Below are 15,479 nucleotides of genomic sequence, written 5' to 3' on the forward strand. Positions count from 1 at the left end.
GAGGGACTTTTAATGGCTGACTATCGAGTACCATCGCCGCTGGCACGCGAGGCCATGGCCTATGTGCTGGCGGGGGGCCGTGGCACCCGTCTCATGGAGCTGACCGACCGACGCGCCAAACCGGCCGTCTATTTCGGCGGCAAGGCGCGCATCATCGACTTCGCGCTTTCCAATGCCATCAATTCGGGTATCCGCCGCATCTCGGTGGCGACGCAGTACCAGGCGCATTCGCTGATCCGCCACCTGTCGCGCGGCTGGAACTTCCTCCGGCAGGAGCGCAACGAGAGCTTTGACGTGCTCCCGGCTTCGCAGCGCGTGGCCGAGGACATGTGGTATGCGGGCACGGCCGACGCCGTGTACCAGAACATGGACATCATCGAGGATTACGGCGCCCGCTATATCGTCATCCTGGCGGGCGACCACATCTACAAGATGGACTACGAAATCATGCTTCGCCAGCACGTGGATACGGGCGCAGACGTGACTATCGGGTGCCTCGAAGTGCCGCGGATGGAGGCTACCGGCTTCGGTGTTATGCATGTCGACGGGCGCGACCGGGTGGTGGATTTCGTCGAGAAGCCGAAGGACCCGCCAGGCATCCCGGACCGGCCGGACATGGCACTGGCCTCGATGGGCATCTATGTGTTCGAGACGCGCTTCCTGATGGAGCAGCTCCGCCGCGACGCCGCCACGGAAGGCTCGAGCCGCGACTTCGGCAAGGATATCATTCCCTATATCGTCAAGAACGGCACGGCCTGGGCGCACCGCTTCAACCGCTCCTGCGTGCGATCGAGCAACGAGAAGATCAGTTACTGGCGCGACGTCGGTACGGTGGACGCCTATTGGAAGGCCAATATCGACCTCACCGACATCAATCCGCAGCTCGATCTTTATGATCGCGACTGGCCGATCTGGACCTATGCGGAAATCACGCCGCCGGCCAAGTTCGTGCATGATTTCGACGGGCGGCGCGGCTCTGCGGTGAATTCGCTGGTCTCGGGCGACTGCATCATCTCGGGCGGGCACCTGCAGCGCACGCTGCTGTCCACCGGCTCGCGGGTGCATTCCTACTCGGTGCTCGAGGAGGCGGTGGTGCTACCCTATTGCGATATCGGGCGCAATGCGCGGCTCAAGAAAGTGGTCATCGATCGCGGCGTTTCCATCCCCGAAGGCCTGGTGGTCGGCGAGGATCCGGAATTCGACGCCAAATGGTTCCGGCGCACCGACGAGGGCGTGACGCTGGTCACCCAGGCGATGATCAACAAGTACCTGGCTGATCGATGATCGAAGTCCTTTCGGTTGCTTCCGAGCTCTACCCGCTGGTCAAAACCGGCGGGCTGGCCGATGTGGCAGGAGCCCTGCCGGGAGCGCTGGCAGGATCCGGCGTCACCATGCGCACTTTGGTGCCGGGCTACCCGGCGGTGCTGGGCCGCATGACCGGCGGGCGCGAGGTGGCGCGGTTCGATGACCTGTTCGGCACGACCGGTCGACTGATTGCCGGGCGTGTCGAGGGCCTCGACCTCATCGTGCTCGACGCGCCCTCGCTCTATGACCGGCCGGGTAATCCCTATATGGGCCCGGAAGGCTGGGACTGGCCGGACAACTGGAAGCGGTTCGCGGCGCTGAGCTGGGTCGCCTCGGAACTGGGGCTGGGGCTTGTGGACGGCTATAGCCCGCAGGTCATCCATGCGCATGACTGGCAGGCGGGCCTCGTGCCGGCCTATGTGAAGTACGGTCCCTCGGCCACGCTCAAGACGGTCATGACCGTCCATAACATGGCCTTCCAGGGCACTTACGGTGCGGACATTTTCGGGCAGTTGCGGCTGCCGCCGCACGCCTTCTCGGTGGAAGGCGTCGAGTATTATGGCGGCGTCGGTTATCTCAAGGCGGGCGTCGAGTGCGCCGATGTGGTGACGACGGTGTCGCCCACCTATGCTGCCGAAATCCGCACGCCGGCCTATGGCATGGGCCTCGAAGGGCTGCTCAATAACCGCTCGAGCACGGTCTTTGGCGTGCTCAATGGCATCGACACCTCGGCCTGGGATCCGGCGACCGATCCGGCCCTGGTGCAAAACTATACGGCCAACAGCGTCCAGGGGCGCATCAACAACAAGCGCGCGGTGCAGGAAGCGTTCGGGCTCGAACCTTCAGACGGGCCGCTGTTCTCGGTGGTGAGCCGGCTGACCTGGCAGAAGGGCATCGACCTGCTCGTTGCCAATATCGACATGCTGGTGGCCGCGGGCGGGCAATTGGCGGTGCTCGGTTCGGGCGACACGGAGCTGGAAAACGCGGTGCGCGGAGCGGCACAAGCGCATCCGGGCCGGGTCGGCATGATCACCGGCTATAACGAGAAGCTCAGCCACCTGATCCAGGGCGGGGCGGACGTGATGGTCGTGCCCTCGCGTTTCGAGCCGTGTGGGCTGACGCAGCTCTATGCGCTTCGCTATGGCTGCATTCCGCTGGTCAGTCGCGTCGGCGGGCTCAATGACACGGTCATCGACGCCAATATCGCGGCCATGCAGGCCGAGGTGGCGACGGGCATACAGTTTGCGCCGCCCGATGCCGGGGCGCTGGCCGACGCCATCCGGCGCACGCTGGCGCTCTATGCGGACGAGAAAACCTGGAAGAAAATGCAAAGGCGGGGGATGAAATCGGATGTGAGCTGGGAAGCCAGCGCCGCCCGCTATGCCCAGCTCTATGCCTCATTGATCGGATATTCGACAGATGACGCCCAAGACGATTGAGACGACGCCCTATGCCGACCAGAAGCCCGGCACTTCGGGCCTGCGGAAACGCGTGACCGTCTACAGCCAGCCCAATTATGTCGAGAACTACATCCAGGCGATCTTCGACAGCCTCGAAGGGTTTGCCGGCAAGACGCTGGTGATCGGCGGGGACGGGCGCTTTTACAATGACGTCGCTATCCAGAAGGCCATCCGCATCGCCGCGGCCAATGGCTTCGGCAAGGTGCTGGTGGGGCAGGGCGGTATTCTCTCGACGCCGGCCGCCAGCCATGTGATCCGGCACTACAAGGCGTTCGGCGGGCTGGTGCTGTCGGCCAGCCACAATCCGGGCGGGCCGGAAGGCGATTTCGGCATCAAGTACAATATCGGCAATGGCGGCCCGGCGCCCGAGAAGATCACCGATGCGGTCTTCGCGCGCACCAAGGTGATTACCAGCTACAAGACGCTGGAGACCGACGACATCGACCTCGACGCCATCGGGACGCAGAGGGTCGGGGACATGGTGGTCGAGGTGATCGACCCGGTCGCCGACTATGCGGACCTAATGCAGACGCTGTTCGATTTCGACGCCATCAGGGGGCTGTTCGCGGGCGGCTTCCGCATGACCTTCGACGCCATGAATGCGGTGACCGGCCCCTTTGCCCATGCCATCATCGAGGGACTGCTCGGCGCGCCCAAGGGCACGGTCGTCAACGGCACGCCGTCGCCGACCTTCAATGACGGGCATCCGGACCCGAACCTGGTCTATTGCAAGGATATGCATGACCTGCTGATGACCCCGGAGGGTCCGGATTTTGGCGCCGCGTCGGATGGCGATGGTGACCGTAACCTGATCATCGGCAAGAACCGGTTCGTGACGCCCTCGGACTCGCTGGCGCTGCTGGCGGCCAATGCGCATCTGGCGCCGGGCTACAAGGCCGGCATCGCAGGCATTGCCCGCTCGATGCCGACCAGCGCGGCGGCGGACCGGGTGGCCGAGAAGCTCGGCATCGAAATGCACGAGACGCCGACGGGCTGGAAGTTTTTCGGCAACCTGCTCGATGCCGGCCGCGTGACCATCTGCGGCGAGGAAAGCGCGGGCACCGGCTCGAACCATGTGCGCGAAAAGGACGGGCTCTGGGCCGTGCTGCTCTGGCTCAACATTCTCGCCGTGCGCAAGCAGAGCGTCGATGAGATCGTGCGCGAGCATTGGAAGACGTATGGCCGGAATTACTACACGCGGCACGATTACGAGGAAGTCGACGCCGGCATCGCCAATACGCTGATGCAGGAGCTGCGGGCCAAGCTGCCGTCGCTGCCGGGCAAAGTGTTCGAGGACGATCTGCAGGTCGCCTATGCCGACGACTTCACCTATCACGACCCGGTCGACGGCTCGACCAGTTCCATGCAGGGCGTGCGTATCGGCTTTGCGGACGGCTCGCGCATTGTGCTGCGCCTCTCCGGAACCGGCACTGTGGGGGCAACGTTGCGCGTCTACCTTGAACGCTATGAGGCCGCCGATGGACGCCACGATCTCGACACCCAGCTCGCACTCGAACCCCTTATCGGGATCGCTGAACAGTTGGCAGGGATCAAGGCCAGAACCGGACGCACCGAACCCAGCGTCATTACCTAGATCGGCCCTTTCCATGGAACCACAGCTTGTGCCCAATGCCGGGCGCACGGAACATCTCGGCGCGACCATCACCCCCGAGGGGGTGAACTTTGCCGTCTATTCGGAAGGCGCATCCCAGATCTGGGTCTGCCTCTTCAACGAACAGGACGAAGAAATCGGGCGCTACGAGCTCGATGTGCGGCAGGACAATATCCACGCCGCGCTGATCGCCAATGTCGCGGCAGGCGCCCGCTATGGCCTCAGGGCCGACGGCCCCTATGACCCGGACCAGGGCCTGTTTTTCGATCCGAACAAGCTTCTGGTTGACCCCTATGCCCGCCATCTCGACCGGGTGTTCGTGCGGTCGCCGCGCCTGCGTCTCGGCCGCGAGGAAGCGGTGGATACCGCGCCGCTGGTGCCCAAGGCCATCGTCCGCGGCCTGACCGATGATCCAGCCAAGCCGCGCCGGAAAAAGCATCCCAAGCTCTTTTACGAACTCAACGTGCGCGGCTTCACCATGCGCCACCCCAGCGTGCAGGGGCCCCTGCGCGGCACTGTGGCGGCGCTGACGACGCGCCGGGTGATCGACCACTTCAAGCATCTGGGTGTGGACACGGTGCAGTTGATGCCGACGGCCGCCTGGATCGACGAGGGCCACCTGCCGGCGCTGGGGCTGACCAATGCCTGGGGCTACAACCCCGTAGCCTATTTCGCGGTCGACCCGCGGCTGGTGCCGCGGGGCCCGCAGGAATTGCGGGTGATGACCGATACCTACCGCAAGGCGGGGATCAACGTGATCCTCGACGTGGTCTATAACCATACCGGCGAGGGCGATCAGCAGGGGCCGATCCTCTCGATGATGGGGCTCGATCCGCAGACCTATTACCGCTGGGTCGAGGTCGACGGGAAGAAGTACCTCGTCAACGATACCGGCACCGGCAATACGCTGCGCTGCGACCACCCAGCCGTGCAGCGGCTGGTGATCGAAAGCCTGCGCTACTATGTTGAGGAGCTGGGCGTTGCCGGTTTCCGCTTCGACCTCGCGACGGTGCTCGGGCGCGATCCGGGCTTCAACCCGGAAGCGGAGATGCTCAAGAAGATCAAGGCCGATCCGGTGCTGAGCAAGGTCATTCTCGTGGCCGAGCCATGGGACCCGGGTCCGGGCGGTTATGCGGTGGGCAAGTTCGGCCAGGAATTCGCCGAGCACAACGACACCTATCGCGACGAAATCCGTGCCTTCTGGAAGGGCGAACCGGCCAAGATCGGTGCGCTGGCCGGCAAAGTATCGGGTTCGGCGGAAATCTTCGACGTGGCTGGCCGCAAACCCAGCCATGGCGTCAACATGCTGGCCGTGCATGACGGGTTCACGCTGCGCGATCTCGTGACCTATCACGACAAGCACAATGACGCGAATGGCGAGAACAACAAGGACGGTCACAACAACAACCAGTCCTGGAACTGCGGTGTCGAGGGCGAGACCGAAGACGAGCACATCAATGCCGCCCGCAAGCGCGACGTTCGCGCCATGCTGGCGACGCTGTTCCTGTCGCGCGGCACGCCGCTGATCCAGCAGGGCGACGAAATGTTCCGCACCCAGCAGGGCAACAACAATGCCTATGCCCAGGACAATGAAATCACCTGGGTCGACTGGGAAGGCGCCGATGGTGCGCTGGTGGATTTCGTGGCGGCGGTCAATGCCTTCCGCCAGGAGCATCCGGCGGTCAGCCATGATCATTGGCTCAGCGGGCAGGATCGCAACGGCTTGCGCGACGTCACCTGGCTGCATCCGGATGGACGCGAGATGAACGAGGGCGATTGGAACGACAGTTCCGCTTCGGTGCTCGGCATGCATCTCAAGCACAAGGACGATGAAGTCCTGGTGTGGTTCAACCGGCGGATCGACCCGGTGGTAGCGCACCTGCCCGAAGGCGACTGGGCCATCGGCATCCAGTCCGATCCGGGTGAGGCCGTGCCGGTCAACCAGGGCACGGCGACCCTGCCGCCCCGCTCGGTGGTGGCACTCGTGCGGCCCCAGGCCCAATGATCGTTGCGCAGATCAGCGACATCCACGCCGATGGCTCCGAGCGAGCCATCGAGCGGCTGGACAAGGTGCTGGAGTGGCTGAGGCCGCTCCGGCCCGACGCGCTGATCGTCAGCGGTGACCTCTGCGAGGCCGACTTCGAAACCGAGTATCCGCGCGTGAGGAAGCGGCTCGAAAAGCTCGGCGCTCCCTATTTTGTCGTGCCGGGCAATGTCGATGACCATGCGGAGATGCGGCGTGCATTCGGCGACCGCTTCGCCTGGACGTCCGACAGGCCGCTCAACTGTACGGGCGTGGTCGGAGACATGCGGCTGATCGGTCTCGACGTGACCGTGGATGGCGCAGACCATGGCGATGCCGCGCCAGTGCTGGACTGGCTGGCGACGGAGTTGGCGGAGTCGTTGGTGCCGACGCTGATCTTCCAGCACCAGCATCCGTTCCCGACTGCTATTACCGGGAAGGACCGCAATATCTGCTTCAACGGCGATGGCCTTGCCGCCGTGATCGAGGCGGCAGGCGAAACCGTGGTGGGCTTTTCCTGTGGGCATGTGCACCGACCGCTGTTCACCACCTTTGCCGGGCGGCAGGCGACCATGGCGCCGTCGATCAAGAAAGCCAACCGGCTGCGGCTCGACGACAAGGACAGCGAAGTGGTGGAGCCGCCCGGGCTATTGGTCCATCACTTGCGCGACGGACGGCTCGTCAGCCATGTGGTGATGGTGGGCTGAAGCCTCAGCCGCGCGCCAGATCCGATGTCAACGCGGCAAAGGCACGGTCGAGATACTCGACGATCGGCCGCGTGCCGCCGGCCGCGCGCCAGGCATCCAGTGATAGCCGGGTGCAGCCAATGGCGACGAAGGCAGTGACCCGAAGAGACATATCGTCTTCCATTGGCCAACGCTGGCGCAGCGCCTCGAGCACGAGTTTTTCGTCCCTTATATAATTGGCCTGCTTCCGGGACTGCACGGCCTCGATGGACAGCATCAGGCGGTCGATGACCACCAGCTCTTCCAGCGGGTAGGAGGAGGCAATGCGGCGCATGGCGGCGTGCACCGTCCGCATGGGCGTGCCGGCATCGGGTTCTGCGGCCAGGGCCGCAATCAACTGCTCGCCAAGCCCAGCCTGCTGGGAAAGCAGGACGTCGTCCTTGGTCTTGAAATAGTGGAAGAAGGTGCGCCGAGAGATGCCGGCCGCCGCCGCGATCGCCTCGATCGTCGTCGCTTCGTAGCCCTGGCGGGCAAACAGCTCCATCGCACTGCGCGTGATGCGGGAGAGTGTTTCCTGCCGCTTTTGTTCCCGAAGTCCCATGGGCTGTGGTTAGCGCGAAAATCTCTCGCTTGCAATTCTGCACTGAGTGCAATATTTAAATCTGCACTGAGTGCAAAAAGGATTATGCAATGAGCAAGTGGACGACTTCGGATATTCCCCGACAGGATGGACGCGTGGCAGTGGTCACCGGTACGGGCGGGCTCGGCTATGAGGATGCGCTGGCGCTCGCCAGGGCAGGGGCCGAGGTCATCCTTGCCGGCCGCAACGCGCAAAAGGGCGCCGATGCAGTTGCGAAGCTGCGGGCCGAGGTGAAGGGGGCAAAGGTCGAGTTCGGACAGCTCGACCTGGCGAGCCTCCAGTCGGTTCGGGATTTTGCCAATCGGCTCGCGGGGGAACGCGACGCCGTCGACATTCTCATCAACAATGCCGGGGTAATGGTGCCGCCGCAGCGCCAGGAGACGGAGGACGGTTTTGAGCTGCAACTGGGCACAAATTATCTGGGGCATTTCGCCCTCACCGCAGGCCTGATGCCGCTGTTGCGCAAGGGAAAGAATGCGAGGGTCGTCAGCCTCTCCAGCGTTGCCGCCCGCAATGGCCGGATCGACTTTTCGGACCTGCAATCGACTAAGTCCTATGTGCCAATGAAGGCTTATGGGCAGTCGAAGGTGGCCTGCCTGAGCTTTGCGCGGGAATTGCAGCGTCGCAGCAGCGAGGGTGGCTGGGGCGTAACAAGCATCGGCGCGCATCCGGGCGTTTCGCGCACGGACCTCTTACACAATGCGCCGGGGCGCATGAGCCTGGTTGGATTGACCCGCACTTACCTCTGGTTCCTGTTCCAGCCGGCAGCACAGGGGGCGCTGCCTACGCTCTATGCGGCAACGGCACCGGAGGCTGAAGGCGGCGGTTACTATGGGCCGGACGGCTTGGGCGAAACGCGAGGCTATCCGGCGCGCTCACGGGTGCCGGAGGGGGCACTCGATGGCGCCGTGGCACGTCGCCTGTGGGAGGTTTCGGAAGAGCTGACCGGGGCCAGCTTCGCCTAAATCTCGACCGCGACCATGCCGTGGCGGGCATAGAAGCGCTGGGCCGCCGCGTTGTCGCCCTCGACCTTGAGATCGATATGGGGCGCACCGCGGGCGGCGAATGCGGCGAAGATGGTGTCCAGCAACCAGGAGCCAATCTGCCGGTTACGGGCATCGGGAGCGACAACAAGGTCCTTGAGGAAGCCGCTGGTCCAGCATTGGGCGAGGCCAACAAGTGTGCCGGTGGCGTCGGCCGCAATCAGGACGAGGGCGGGATCGAATTCGCTGTCCTCAACCAGTGGCCACCACCAATGCTCGAAGCTGCCCACCGTGCCGCCGCCACCTGCATAGGCCAGTTGCAGCAGGCGATGGAGGGCGATGGGCTTTGCCTGCCAGAGCGGCATGAGAACCACGTCTGGCGGAGCAGATATCGATGGGGCGAAACCGGCGAGCGAGCGGCGCAGGCGGATCGGGTCGCTGCTCAATGTCGTCTACTCGGCAGCCTCGGCGACAAAGCCGCCATGCTTTTCGATAAAGGCGATGATCTGGTCGAGGCTTTCTCGGCGCAGCAGGTCGGTGAAAACATAGGGCCGGCCTTCGCGTACCTTCTGCGTGTCGCTTTCCATCACTGCGAGGCTGGCGCCCACATATTGGGCGAGGTCGGTATGGGTAATCACCAGCAAGTCGGAGCGGGAAATAGCCGGGCCACCCTTGCGCGGCACCTTTTCGCCCTGTGCCACGGAGATGACATAGATGGTCAGGTCGGCCAGGTCAGGCGAGAAGGTCGCTGCGAGATTGTCGCCGCCGCTCTCGATCAGGATGATGTCGAGATCGGGAAATTTCTGGTTGAGGCCATCGATGGCAGCAAGGTTGAGCGAGGCATCCTCACGGATGGCGGTATGCGGGCAGCCGCCGGTCTCGACGCCGACAATGCGGTCCTCGGAAATGGCCTGCACGCGCGACAGGATCAGCGCGTCTTCCTGGGTGTAGATGTCATTGGTGACAACGGCCATGGAATAGCGGTCGCGCATGGCCTTGAGCAGCATTTCGCAGAGCGTCGTCTTGCCCGAGCCAACGGGGCCGCCGATGCCGATGCGAAGAGGTCCATTGAGGCTGCGGGGCATGTTCGATCCTTCGCGTCACACAAAGCGCAGAGAGATGAGTACCAAAAAACCGATGCCGAGGAAGAGGCAAAGGGGGGAATAGACACGTCGGTCGTTGAGCCGGAAATTCGGTTCGGGGGTCTTTTCGGCCCACCACGGCGTGTAGCCGATGATGCCGCGGGCGAGAAAGACCGCGGCCAGGGCAAAGCCGACGAGGTTGAGCTGCCAGCCGCCACTGTCGTGATCGGCCAGGGCCAAGGCAAAGCAGCCGGCGGCGAAAGTGGCGATTGAGACGGCCAGCGAAGCCAGCCGGGGCGGCATGCGCTCGATGTCCTTGAAGCCCACCACGGTCTGGGCCAGGAGCTTTTCATTGCGGATTGGCCAGGTGCGGCCGAACGCCCACATCAGGTGGGCGAAGGACACGGCCAGGAGGCCGATGAACATGAAGGACGCGAAGAACATGTTCATGACCGGAAGATCCTCGTTGGCAGGGTTTCGTGCTGCATCTGGGCAATATCTGCGCCATAGGCCACGCTGCCAATATCGTCCAGTGCGGCATTGAGGCACAGATCGGCCTGCCTGGCGATGTGCGACTCCAGCGACGCCATGATGGCAAGCCCGTCGCTCTGACCAATGGGCACCAGCCGCACGGCAACCGAGACCTGCGAATGCACCGTGGCAGTGAGAAAGCCGATCAGCGTGGCGCGCCGGTCAATGCCGTGGGCTCCGGCCAGGGCGCCGATGGCGATGGGGTAGGGGCAGGGCTTCGGCAGGGTCAGCGTTTCGTCCGTCGGCCAGGCAGCGCTGGCGAGCACGAAGGCATTGCCGGTGACGACGGTTTCGGCGTGACGTTCACGGGCCGGGGTCAGAGCGAGACAGAGATCGGCCAGCTCGGTGAGCTTGCCCGGATCGGCATGGCCGGCATGGGCATGGGCGAGGAGGATCGCGTCGGTTCTGAGGCCCCCATGGGCCAGGGTTCCTGCGATCCAGTCCTCGGTCGTGGGGCGATCGTGCACGGTGCGGGCGACGATGGCGGTTTCGAGACCGGCAGACCAGGCAAAGGCGCCCACTGGAAAGGCGGGTGACAGCCAGGTCAGCAGTTTCTGCAGATCGGCACTCACTTGCGGTTGAGCAGGGCATGGCCGCCGTCGCCATGCGATCGGCCGCCGTCGCCATGGGAGTGGCTGTGATAGGCGCCGTGTTCGGCAAAGAAGGGTTCGGTGACGTTGATGACCGATGCTCCCAGGCCCTCGAGCATGGTCTTGAGCACATGATCGCGCTGGATGAGGATGCGGCCCGGTTCGAGCTGGGCCGGGGTGTGACGATTGCCGATATGCCAGGCAAGACGCAGGAGGTGGCCGGCGTCGCGGGCGCGGATTTCGTAGAGCAGTTCCTCGGCGGCCAGGATGGTCACGAGTTCGCCATTGTCGAGTTCGAGCGCACCATTGTGGTCGAGCGTGGTGGTGGCGGCAAAATCGACCATGACCTCGGTGCCGCTGGCGCCGGTGAGCAGTTTGCGGCGCAGGCGGCGCTGGTCATGAGCCAGCGTGATGGTATCGATGGCAGGGCCCTTGCCGTGGGAGGCGGGCAGGTGGGCTTTGGCGTGACGCATGGACGAGATGAAACCTGCTGGACTGTCGGAGATCAGGGCGTGTTGCTGGATGCGGTGCAGGTGACCCGCGGCGGCGCGTCCTCATCCTGGGTCAGGTCGCTGAGCGTGGCCTCGCCCTGGTGGCTCCACCACTCATAGGGACCAGCCACGTAACGGGCGCCGGAGCCGGAAATGGTTGTAGCGAAGACCAGGTTCTGGCCGTCCACCGGGACAATGGCGAGGAAGTTGGGCGCCGCGTTGAGATACTGGACGCTCAGCACCTGTTCGTCGTCGCATTGGTAATTGACGATCTCGCGCTCGATATTGCCGGTGCTTTCCAGCGTCAGGGTGAGGCTGGCCGAGGTGGCGGGAGGAGTGGGAGCGGGCGGCGGCGCCGGCTCTTCGGTCTGTGCCACGGCAAGGGTGCTGGTGGCGAAGAGCAGGGCGACGGCGGCAGTGATGCGGATCGGGGTCATGACATGTCCTTCGATTGAGGCGCGACCATCTGGGCAGACAATCGTGGCGAATAGTCGATCTGGCAAGCCCTTCGCCCCAAGGCGTTGAGGCTTTCCAAGGGCTTCGATCAAGGTGCCCGCAGCAGGTAGAGATGGCCGGCGATCGGGCGGCCCTGCTCCTGGCGGATGGTGTGCGGCTCGTCGGCCAGCATGGTCAAGCCATGGCGCTCGGCAAGGCCCGATACATAGGCCGGCGCGTGGGCAAAGCGGCCACTGGCGCGGATTTCGATGTCGGATGCGTCCGATGTCTCGATGGAAAATGCAACCAGGCCGCCGGCGGCAACGTGGGCCGGCAGGGCGGCGAAGATGGCTTCCAGAGCGCCGACATAGATGAACACATCGGCTGCAGTGACGAGGCCATAGGGGCCGGCAAAGGCGGCGTCGGTGACCATGACGTCGCGGCAATCGCCCGTGACGAGATGGCGATAGAGGCCTGTTTGGCCGGCGCTGGCCACCATGTTGGCGGCGATGTCGATGCCGTCGACAACAAGCTCCCGAGCCGCAAGCGCCTTGGCGACGAGTCCGGTGCCGCAGCCGAGATCGAGGACGGTTCCGCCCGGAATGGCATAGGTGGCCAGCATGGCCGCCAGGGCCTCGGGCACGCGATAGGCGAGCGTCTGGGTCAGGTGATCTTCGAAATAGGCCGCATAGCCATCAAAGAGATGCGCGACATAGTCGTTATGCGGGGTGCCGGGCTGGGTCAGGGCCGACACAAGATGATTGGCGAGACGATTGTGCGGCTGCTTGCGAAGAACCCGGCGCAGGCTCTTGAGCGCCTCGCCGCGCTGGTTCTGGCTGAGCTGGCAATCGGCCAGTTCCATGAGGAGGTCCGGGTCGTCGGGGCGGATGAGCAGGGCACGGTGCAGCACCCGGGCGGCCGCGGCCGGTTCGTGCAAGGCCATCAGCGCCTTGGCCCAATCATGGAGGCGGGTCGCGGTGACCGGGCCGATGCTGACGGCGCGCTCGAAGCAGCCTTCGGCGATCTTGGCGGCGCCGGTGCGCATGGCCACGACGCCCATGAGGTCATGGGCTTCAGTGAGGCCCGGCGCCACCTGCACCAGGGCGACGCTGCGCGGTGCCGCCTCCTTCCAGCGCTCGGCGGCGACGAGCTGGCGTATCTCTGCAAGCAGCTCGCGCGCCCGCAAGGCAAGCACTGGATCGTTTGGAAGGCCCCTCTGCACGACGATCGACCCTTCCCCGAGCGTGATGACGATCCGGCGACTATTGGGCGGGATGCCGACGCCGACAATTAACGAGCGCGTGAGGCGCGACGAATCCCGCCTCGCCGGGGAAGGTACTAGAACAGGAAGTATCGCTGGGCCATGGGTAGGACGGTGGCTGGCTCGCAGGTCAACAGCTCGCCATCGGCGCGCACTTCGTAGGTTTCGGGATGCACGTCGATCCTCGGGGTGGCGGTATTGAGCTTCATCGCTGCCTTGCCGATGCCCGATCGGGTATTGCTCACCGGGAGCAACTGCTTGTCGACGCCGATGCGGTTGCGCAGGCCCGCATCGTGCGCCGCCTGGGAAATGAAGACCACCGAGGAGCGGCTGACCAGCTTGCCATAGGCGCCGAACATGGGGCGGTAGTGCATGGGCTGCGGCGTCGGGATTGAGGCGTTGGGATCGCCCATGGGGGCGGCGGCGATGGAGCCGCCCAGCAGCACCATTTCGGGCTTCACGCCGAAAAAGGCCGGGTTCCAGAGGACCAGGTCGGCGCGCTTGCCCACTTCCACCGAGCCGATGTGCTGGCTCATGCCGTGGGCGATGGCCGGGTTGATGGTGTACTTGGCGATGTAGCGGCGGACCCGGAAATTGTCGTTGTCGCCGGTTTCTTCGCTGAGGCGCCCGCGCTGGCGCTTCATCTTGTCGGCGGTCTGCCAGGTGCGGATCAGCACTTCGCCGACGCGGCCCATGGCCTGGCTGTCGGACGAGATGACCGAGAGCGCACCCATATCGTGAAGGATGTCCTCGGCGGCGATGGTTTCCTTGCGAATGCGCGACTCGGCGAAGGCCACGTCCTCAGGAATGGACTGGTCCAGATGGTGGCAGACCATGAGCATGTCGAGATGCTCGGCAATGGTGTTGACCGTGTAGGGCCGGGTCGGATTGGTCGAGGAGGGAATGACATTGGGCAGGCCCGCAACCTTGAGAATGTCGGGAGCATGACCGCCGCCGGCGCCTTCGGTGTGGAAGGCGTGGATGGTGCGGCCCTTGAAGGCGCCCACCGTATCCTCGACGAAGCCGCTCTCGTTGAGCGTGTCGGTATGGATCATCACCTGCACGTCGAAATCGTCAGCGACAGAGAGGCAATTGTCGATGGTGGCCGGCGTCGTGCCCCAGTCCTCATGGAGCTTCAGACAGGAGGCGCCGGCGAGGATCATTTCCTCGAGCGGCGCGGGCAGGGCCGCATTGCCCTTGCCCGCCAGGGCCAGGTTCATGGGGAAAGCGTCGAAGCTCTCGATCATGCGCTCGATGTTCCAGGCGCCGGTACAGGTGGTGGCAAGCGTGCCATGGGCCGGACCGGAGCCGCCGCCGAGCATGGTGGTGACGCCACTCATCAGCGCTTCCTCGATCTGCTGGGGGCAGATGAAGTGGATATGGGCGTCCATGCCGCCAGCGGTGATGATCTTGCCTTCGCCGGCAATGGCCTCGGTGGATGGCCCGATGATGATGTCGACGCCGGGCTGGGTGTCGGGATTGCCGGCCTTGCCGATGCCGGCGATGAGGCCGTTCTTGAGGCCGATATCGGCCTTGTAGATGCCGGTATGATCGACGATCAGCGCATTGGTGATGACGGTGTCGACGGCGCCCTCGGCGCGCGTGCGCTGGGACTGGCCCATGCCGTCGCGGATGACCTTGCCGCCGCCGAACTTCACCTCTTCGCCATAGGTGGTGAAATCGCGCTCCACCTCGATGAAGAGCTCGGTATCGGCGAGGCGGACGCGGTCGCCGGTGGTGGGGCCGTACATATCGGCGTAGGTGGCGCGAGAAATCCGTGCTGGCATGGTCGGTCCCGTAAGTGCCCGGGACAAAGGCTTCCCGGTGTGACTGTATCTGTCGCAACCGGGCTGGCAAGGGCTCGGAGCGCGGTGGTGTGCCCGTCGCGCTCCGGCAGGATCAGTGCCGGGGGCGGGACTGGCGGTAGACGACGATGGCGCGGTCGATGAACTGGTCCACCAGTTTCTCGCCGGCCGCCACATCGGCGTCATTACGCTGGGTCGCGGCGACCAGCGAAACGCCGAGGAGCTGGACGGCAAAGGCCTGTTTGGCCTTGCCATCCTGATGGAGCTGGTTGCCCCCGTTCTGGAAGGAGCCAAGCAGCTCGTTGTATTGGGCGGCGCTCATGGCCTGCTTCACCGCCACCCAGTTCTTCTGCTTGAGCTTGTCCGCCAGGTCGGAGGCGAGGCTGCCGATCAGCAGCACCGCTTCGGGATCGGTCCGGCCCTCGGCCTGCAGATCCGCGATCACGGCGATGAGGCGCTGCTTGAAGATGGCTTCCTTGGAGGGCTCGGTGGTCATGGCGTGGTCCTGAATTTCCAGTCCCGCCCTTTAACCAGCTTTCACCCCGCTGCGCCATGGCCGTTGGCGCGAAATCCCG

At 64.4% G+C, this 15,479-nt stretch carries 16 protein-coding genes; 6 read left to right on the top strand and 10 right to left on the bottom strand.

The genetic code is table 11. The features are described from left to right. Window positions 1–12: 12 nt before the first annotated feature. From glgC to JEQ47_RS03000, 5 genes are read left to right on the top strand one after another with little or no spacing between them, the layout of a single operon-like run. Window positions 13–1,284 carry a glucose-1-phosphate adenylyltransferase gene (glgC, locus tag JEQ47_RS02980; protein WP_198874904.1) on the top strand — a complete coding sequence of 424 codons (1,272 nt, stop codon included), beginning with the start codon at window positions 13–15 and terminating at the stop codon, window positions 1,282–1,284. Continuing rightward, complete coding sequence (gene glgA, locus JEQ47_RS02985) at window positions 1,284–2,744, top strand: glycogen synthase GlgA (protein WP_198875703.1); 1,461 nt, start codon at window positions 1,284–1,286, stop codon at window positions 2,742–2,744. Before glgC ends, glgA begins: the two co-directional genes overlap by 1 nt. Next, window positions 2,725–4,359: an alpha-D-glucose phosphate-specific phosphoglucomutase gene (locus JEQ47_RS02990; RefSeq protein ID WP_198874905.1), complete on the top strand. Its 1,635-nt coding sequence runs from the start codon at window positions 2,725–2,727 to the stop codon at window positions 4,357–4,359. The genes glgA and JEQ47_RS02990 overlap by 20 nt, the downstream gene beginning before the upstream one ends. Before the next feature lie 13 nt (window positions 4,360–4,372). After that, the gene (gene glgX / locus JEQ47_RS02995) at window positions 4,373–6,382 is read left to right on the top strand and encodes a glycogen debranching protein GlgX (protein WP_198874906.1); all 2,010 of its coding nucleotides are present in this window, start codon (window positions 4,373–4,375) and stop codon (window positions 6,380–6,382) included. After that, window positions 6,379–7,107 carry a metallophosphoesterase gene (locus JEQ47_RS03000; protein ID WP_198874907.1) on the top strand — a complete coding sequence of 243 codons (729 nt, stop codon included), beginning with the start codon at window positions 6,379–6,381 and terminating at the stop codon, window positions 7,105–7,107. The genes glgX and JEQ47_RS03000 overlap by 4 nt, the downstream gene beginning before the upstream one ends. 4 nt (window positions 7,108–7,111) lie before the next feature. Here the strand turns inward: JEQ47_RS03000 and JEQ47_RS03005 are convergent, their stop codons facing one another. Then, a complete protein-coding gene (locus JEQ47_RS03005) occupies window positions 7,112–7,687 on the bottom strand; it encodes a TetR/AcrR family transcriptional regulator (RefSeq protein WP_268905697.1) in 576 nt (191 codons plus the stop codon). Window positions 7,688–7,776: 89 nt separating this feature from the next. Between JEQ47_RS03005 and JEQ47_RS03010 the strand changes: the two genes are divergently transcribed. Next, a complete protein-coding gene (locus JEQ47_RS03010; protein ID WP_198874908.1) occupies window positions 7,777–8,691 on the top strand; it encodes an oxidoreductase in 915 nt (304 codons plus the stop codon). Here the strand turns inward: JEQ47_RS03010 and JEQ47_RS03015 are convergent. The 9 genes from JEQ47_RS03015 to JEQ47_RS03055 form a co-directional block, all read right to left on the bottom strand. Then, window positions 8,688–9,155 carry a GNAT family N-acetyltransferase gene (locus tag JEQ47_RS03015; protein ID WP_198874909.1) on the bottom strand — a complete coding sequence of 156 codons (468 nt, stop codon included), beginning with the start codon at window positions 9,153–9,155 and terminating at the stop codon, window positions 8,688–8,690. The genes JEQ47_RS03010 and JEQ47_RS03015 overlap by 4 nt on opposite strands. A gap of 6 nt (window positions 9,156–9,161) precedes the next feature. Further along, on the bottom strand, window positions 9,162–9,794 hold the full coding sequence (gene ureG / locus JEQ47_RS03020; RefSeq protein WP_198874911.1) for an urease accessory protein UreG: 633 nt from the start codon (window positions 9,792–9,794) through the stop codon (window positions 9,162–9,164). Window positions 9,795–9,809: 15 nt separating this feature from the next. After that, window positions 9,810–10,241, bottom strand: a complete 432-nt coding sequence (locus JEQ47_RS03025) for a DUF3995 domain-containing protein (RefSeq protein WP_198874912.1) — start codon at window positions 10,239–10,241, stop codon at window positions 9,810–9,812. Beyond that, on the bottom strand, window positions 10,238–10,894 hold the full coding sequence (locus JEQ47_RS03030; RefSeq protein ID WP_198874913.1) for an urease accessory protein UreF: 657 nt from the start codon (window positions 10,892–10,894) through the stop codon (window positions 10,238–10,240). Before JEQ47_RS03030 ends, JEQ47_RS03025 begins: the two co-directional genes overlap by 4 nt. Beyond that, on the bottom strand, window positions 10,891–11,385 hold the full coding sequence (locus JEQ47_RS03035) for an urease accessory protein UreE (protein WP_198874914.1): 495 nt from the start codon (window positions 11,383–11,385) through the stop codon (window positions 10,891–10,893). The genes JEQ47_RS03030 and JEQ47_RS03035 overlap by 4 nt, the downstream gene beginning before the upstream one ends. Before the next feature lie 32 nt (window positions 11,386–11,417). Next, window positions 11,418–11,840, bottom strand: a complete 423-nt coding sequence (locus JEQ47_RS03040) for an MliC family protein (protein WP_198874915.1) — start codon at window positions 11,838–11,840, stop codon at window positions 11,418–11,420. Window positions 11,841–11,947: 107 nt separating this feature from the next. After that, complete coding sequence (locus JEQ47_RS03045) at window positions 11,948–13,060, bottom strand: methyltransferase domain-containing protein (RefSeq protein WP_198874916.1); 1,113 nt, start codon at window positions 13,058–13,060, stop codon at window positions 11,948–11,950. 116 nt (window positions 13,061–13,176) lie between these two features. Continuing rightward, complete coding sequence (ureC, locus tag JEQ47_RS03050) at window positions 13,177–14,886, bottom strand: urease subunit alpha (protein WP_198874917.1); 1,710 nt, start codon at window positions 14,884–14,886, stop codon at window positions 13,177–13,179. 112 nt (window positions 14,887–14,998) lie between these two features. Then, window positions 14,999–15,400 (bottom strand): hypothetical protein, encoded by a 402-nt coding sequence (locus tag JEQ47_RS03055; protein WP_198874919.1) that lies wholly within the window; start codon window positions 15,398–15,400, stop codon window positions 14,999–15,001. Window positions 15,401–15,479: the final 79 nt, after the last annotated feature.

This window comes from Devosia sediminis (genome assembly GCF_016411825.1).
GTDB classification, from domain to species: domain Bacteria; phylum Pseudomonadota; class Alphaproteobacteria; order Rhizobiales; family Devosiaceae; genus Devosia; species Devosia sediminis.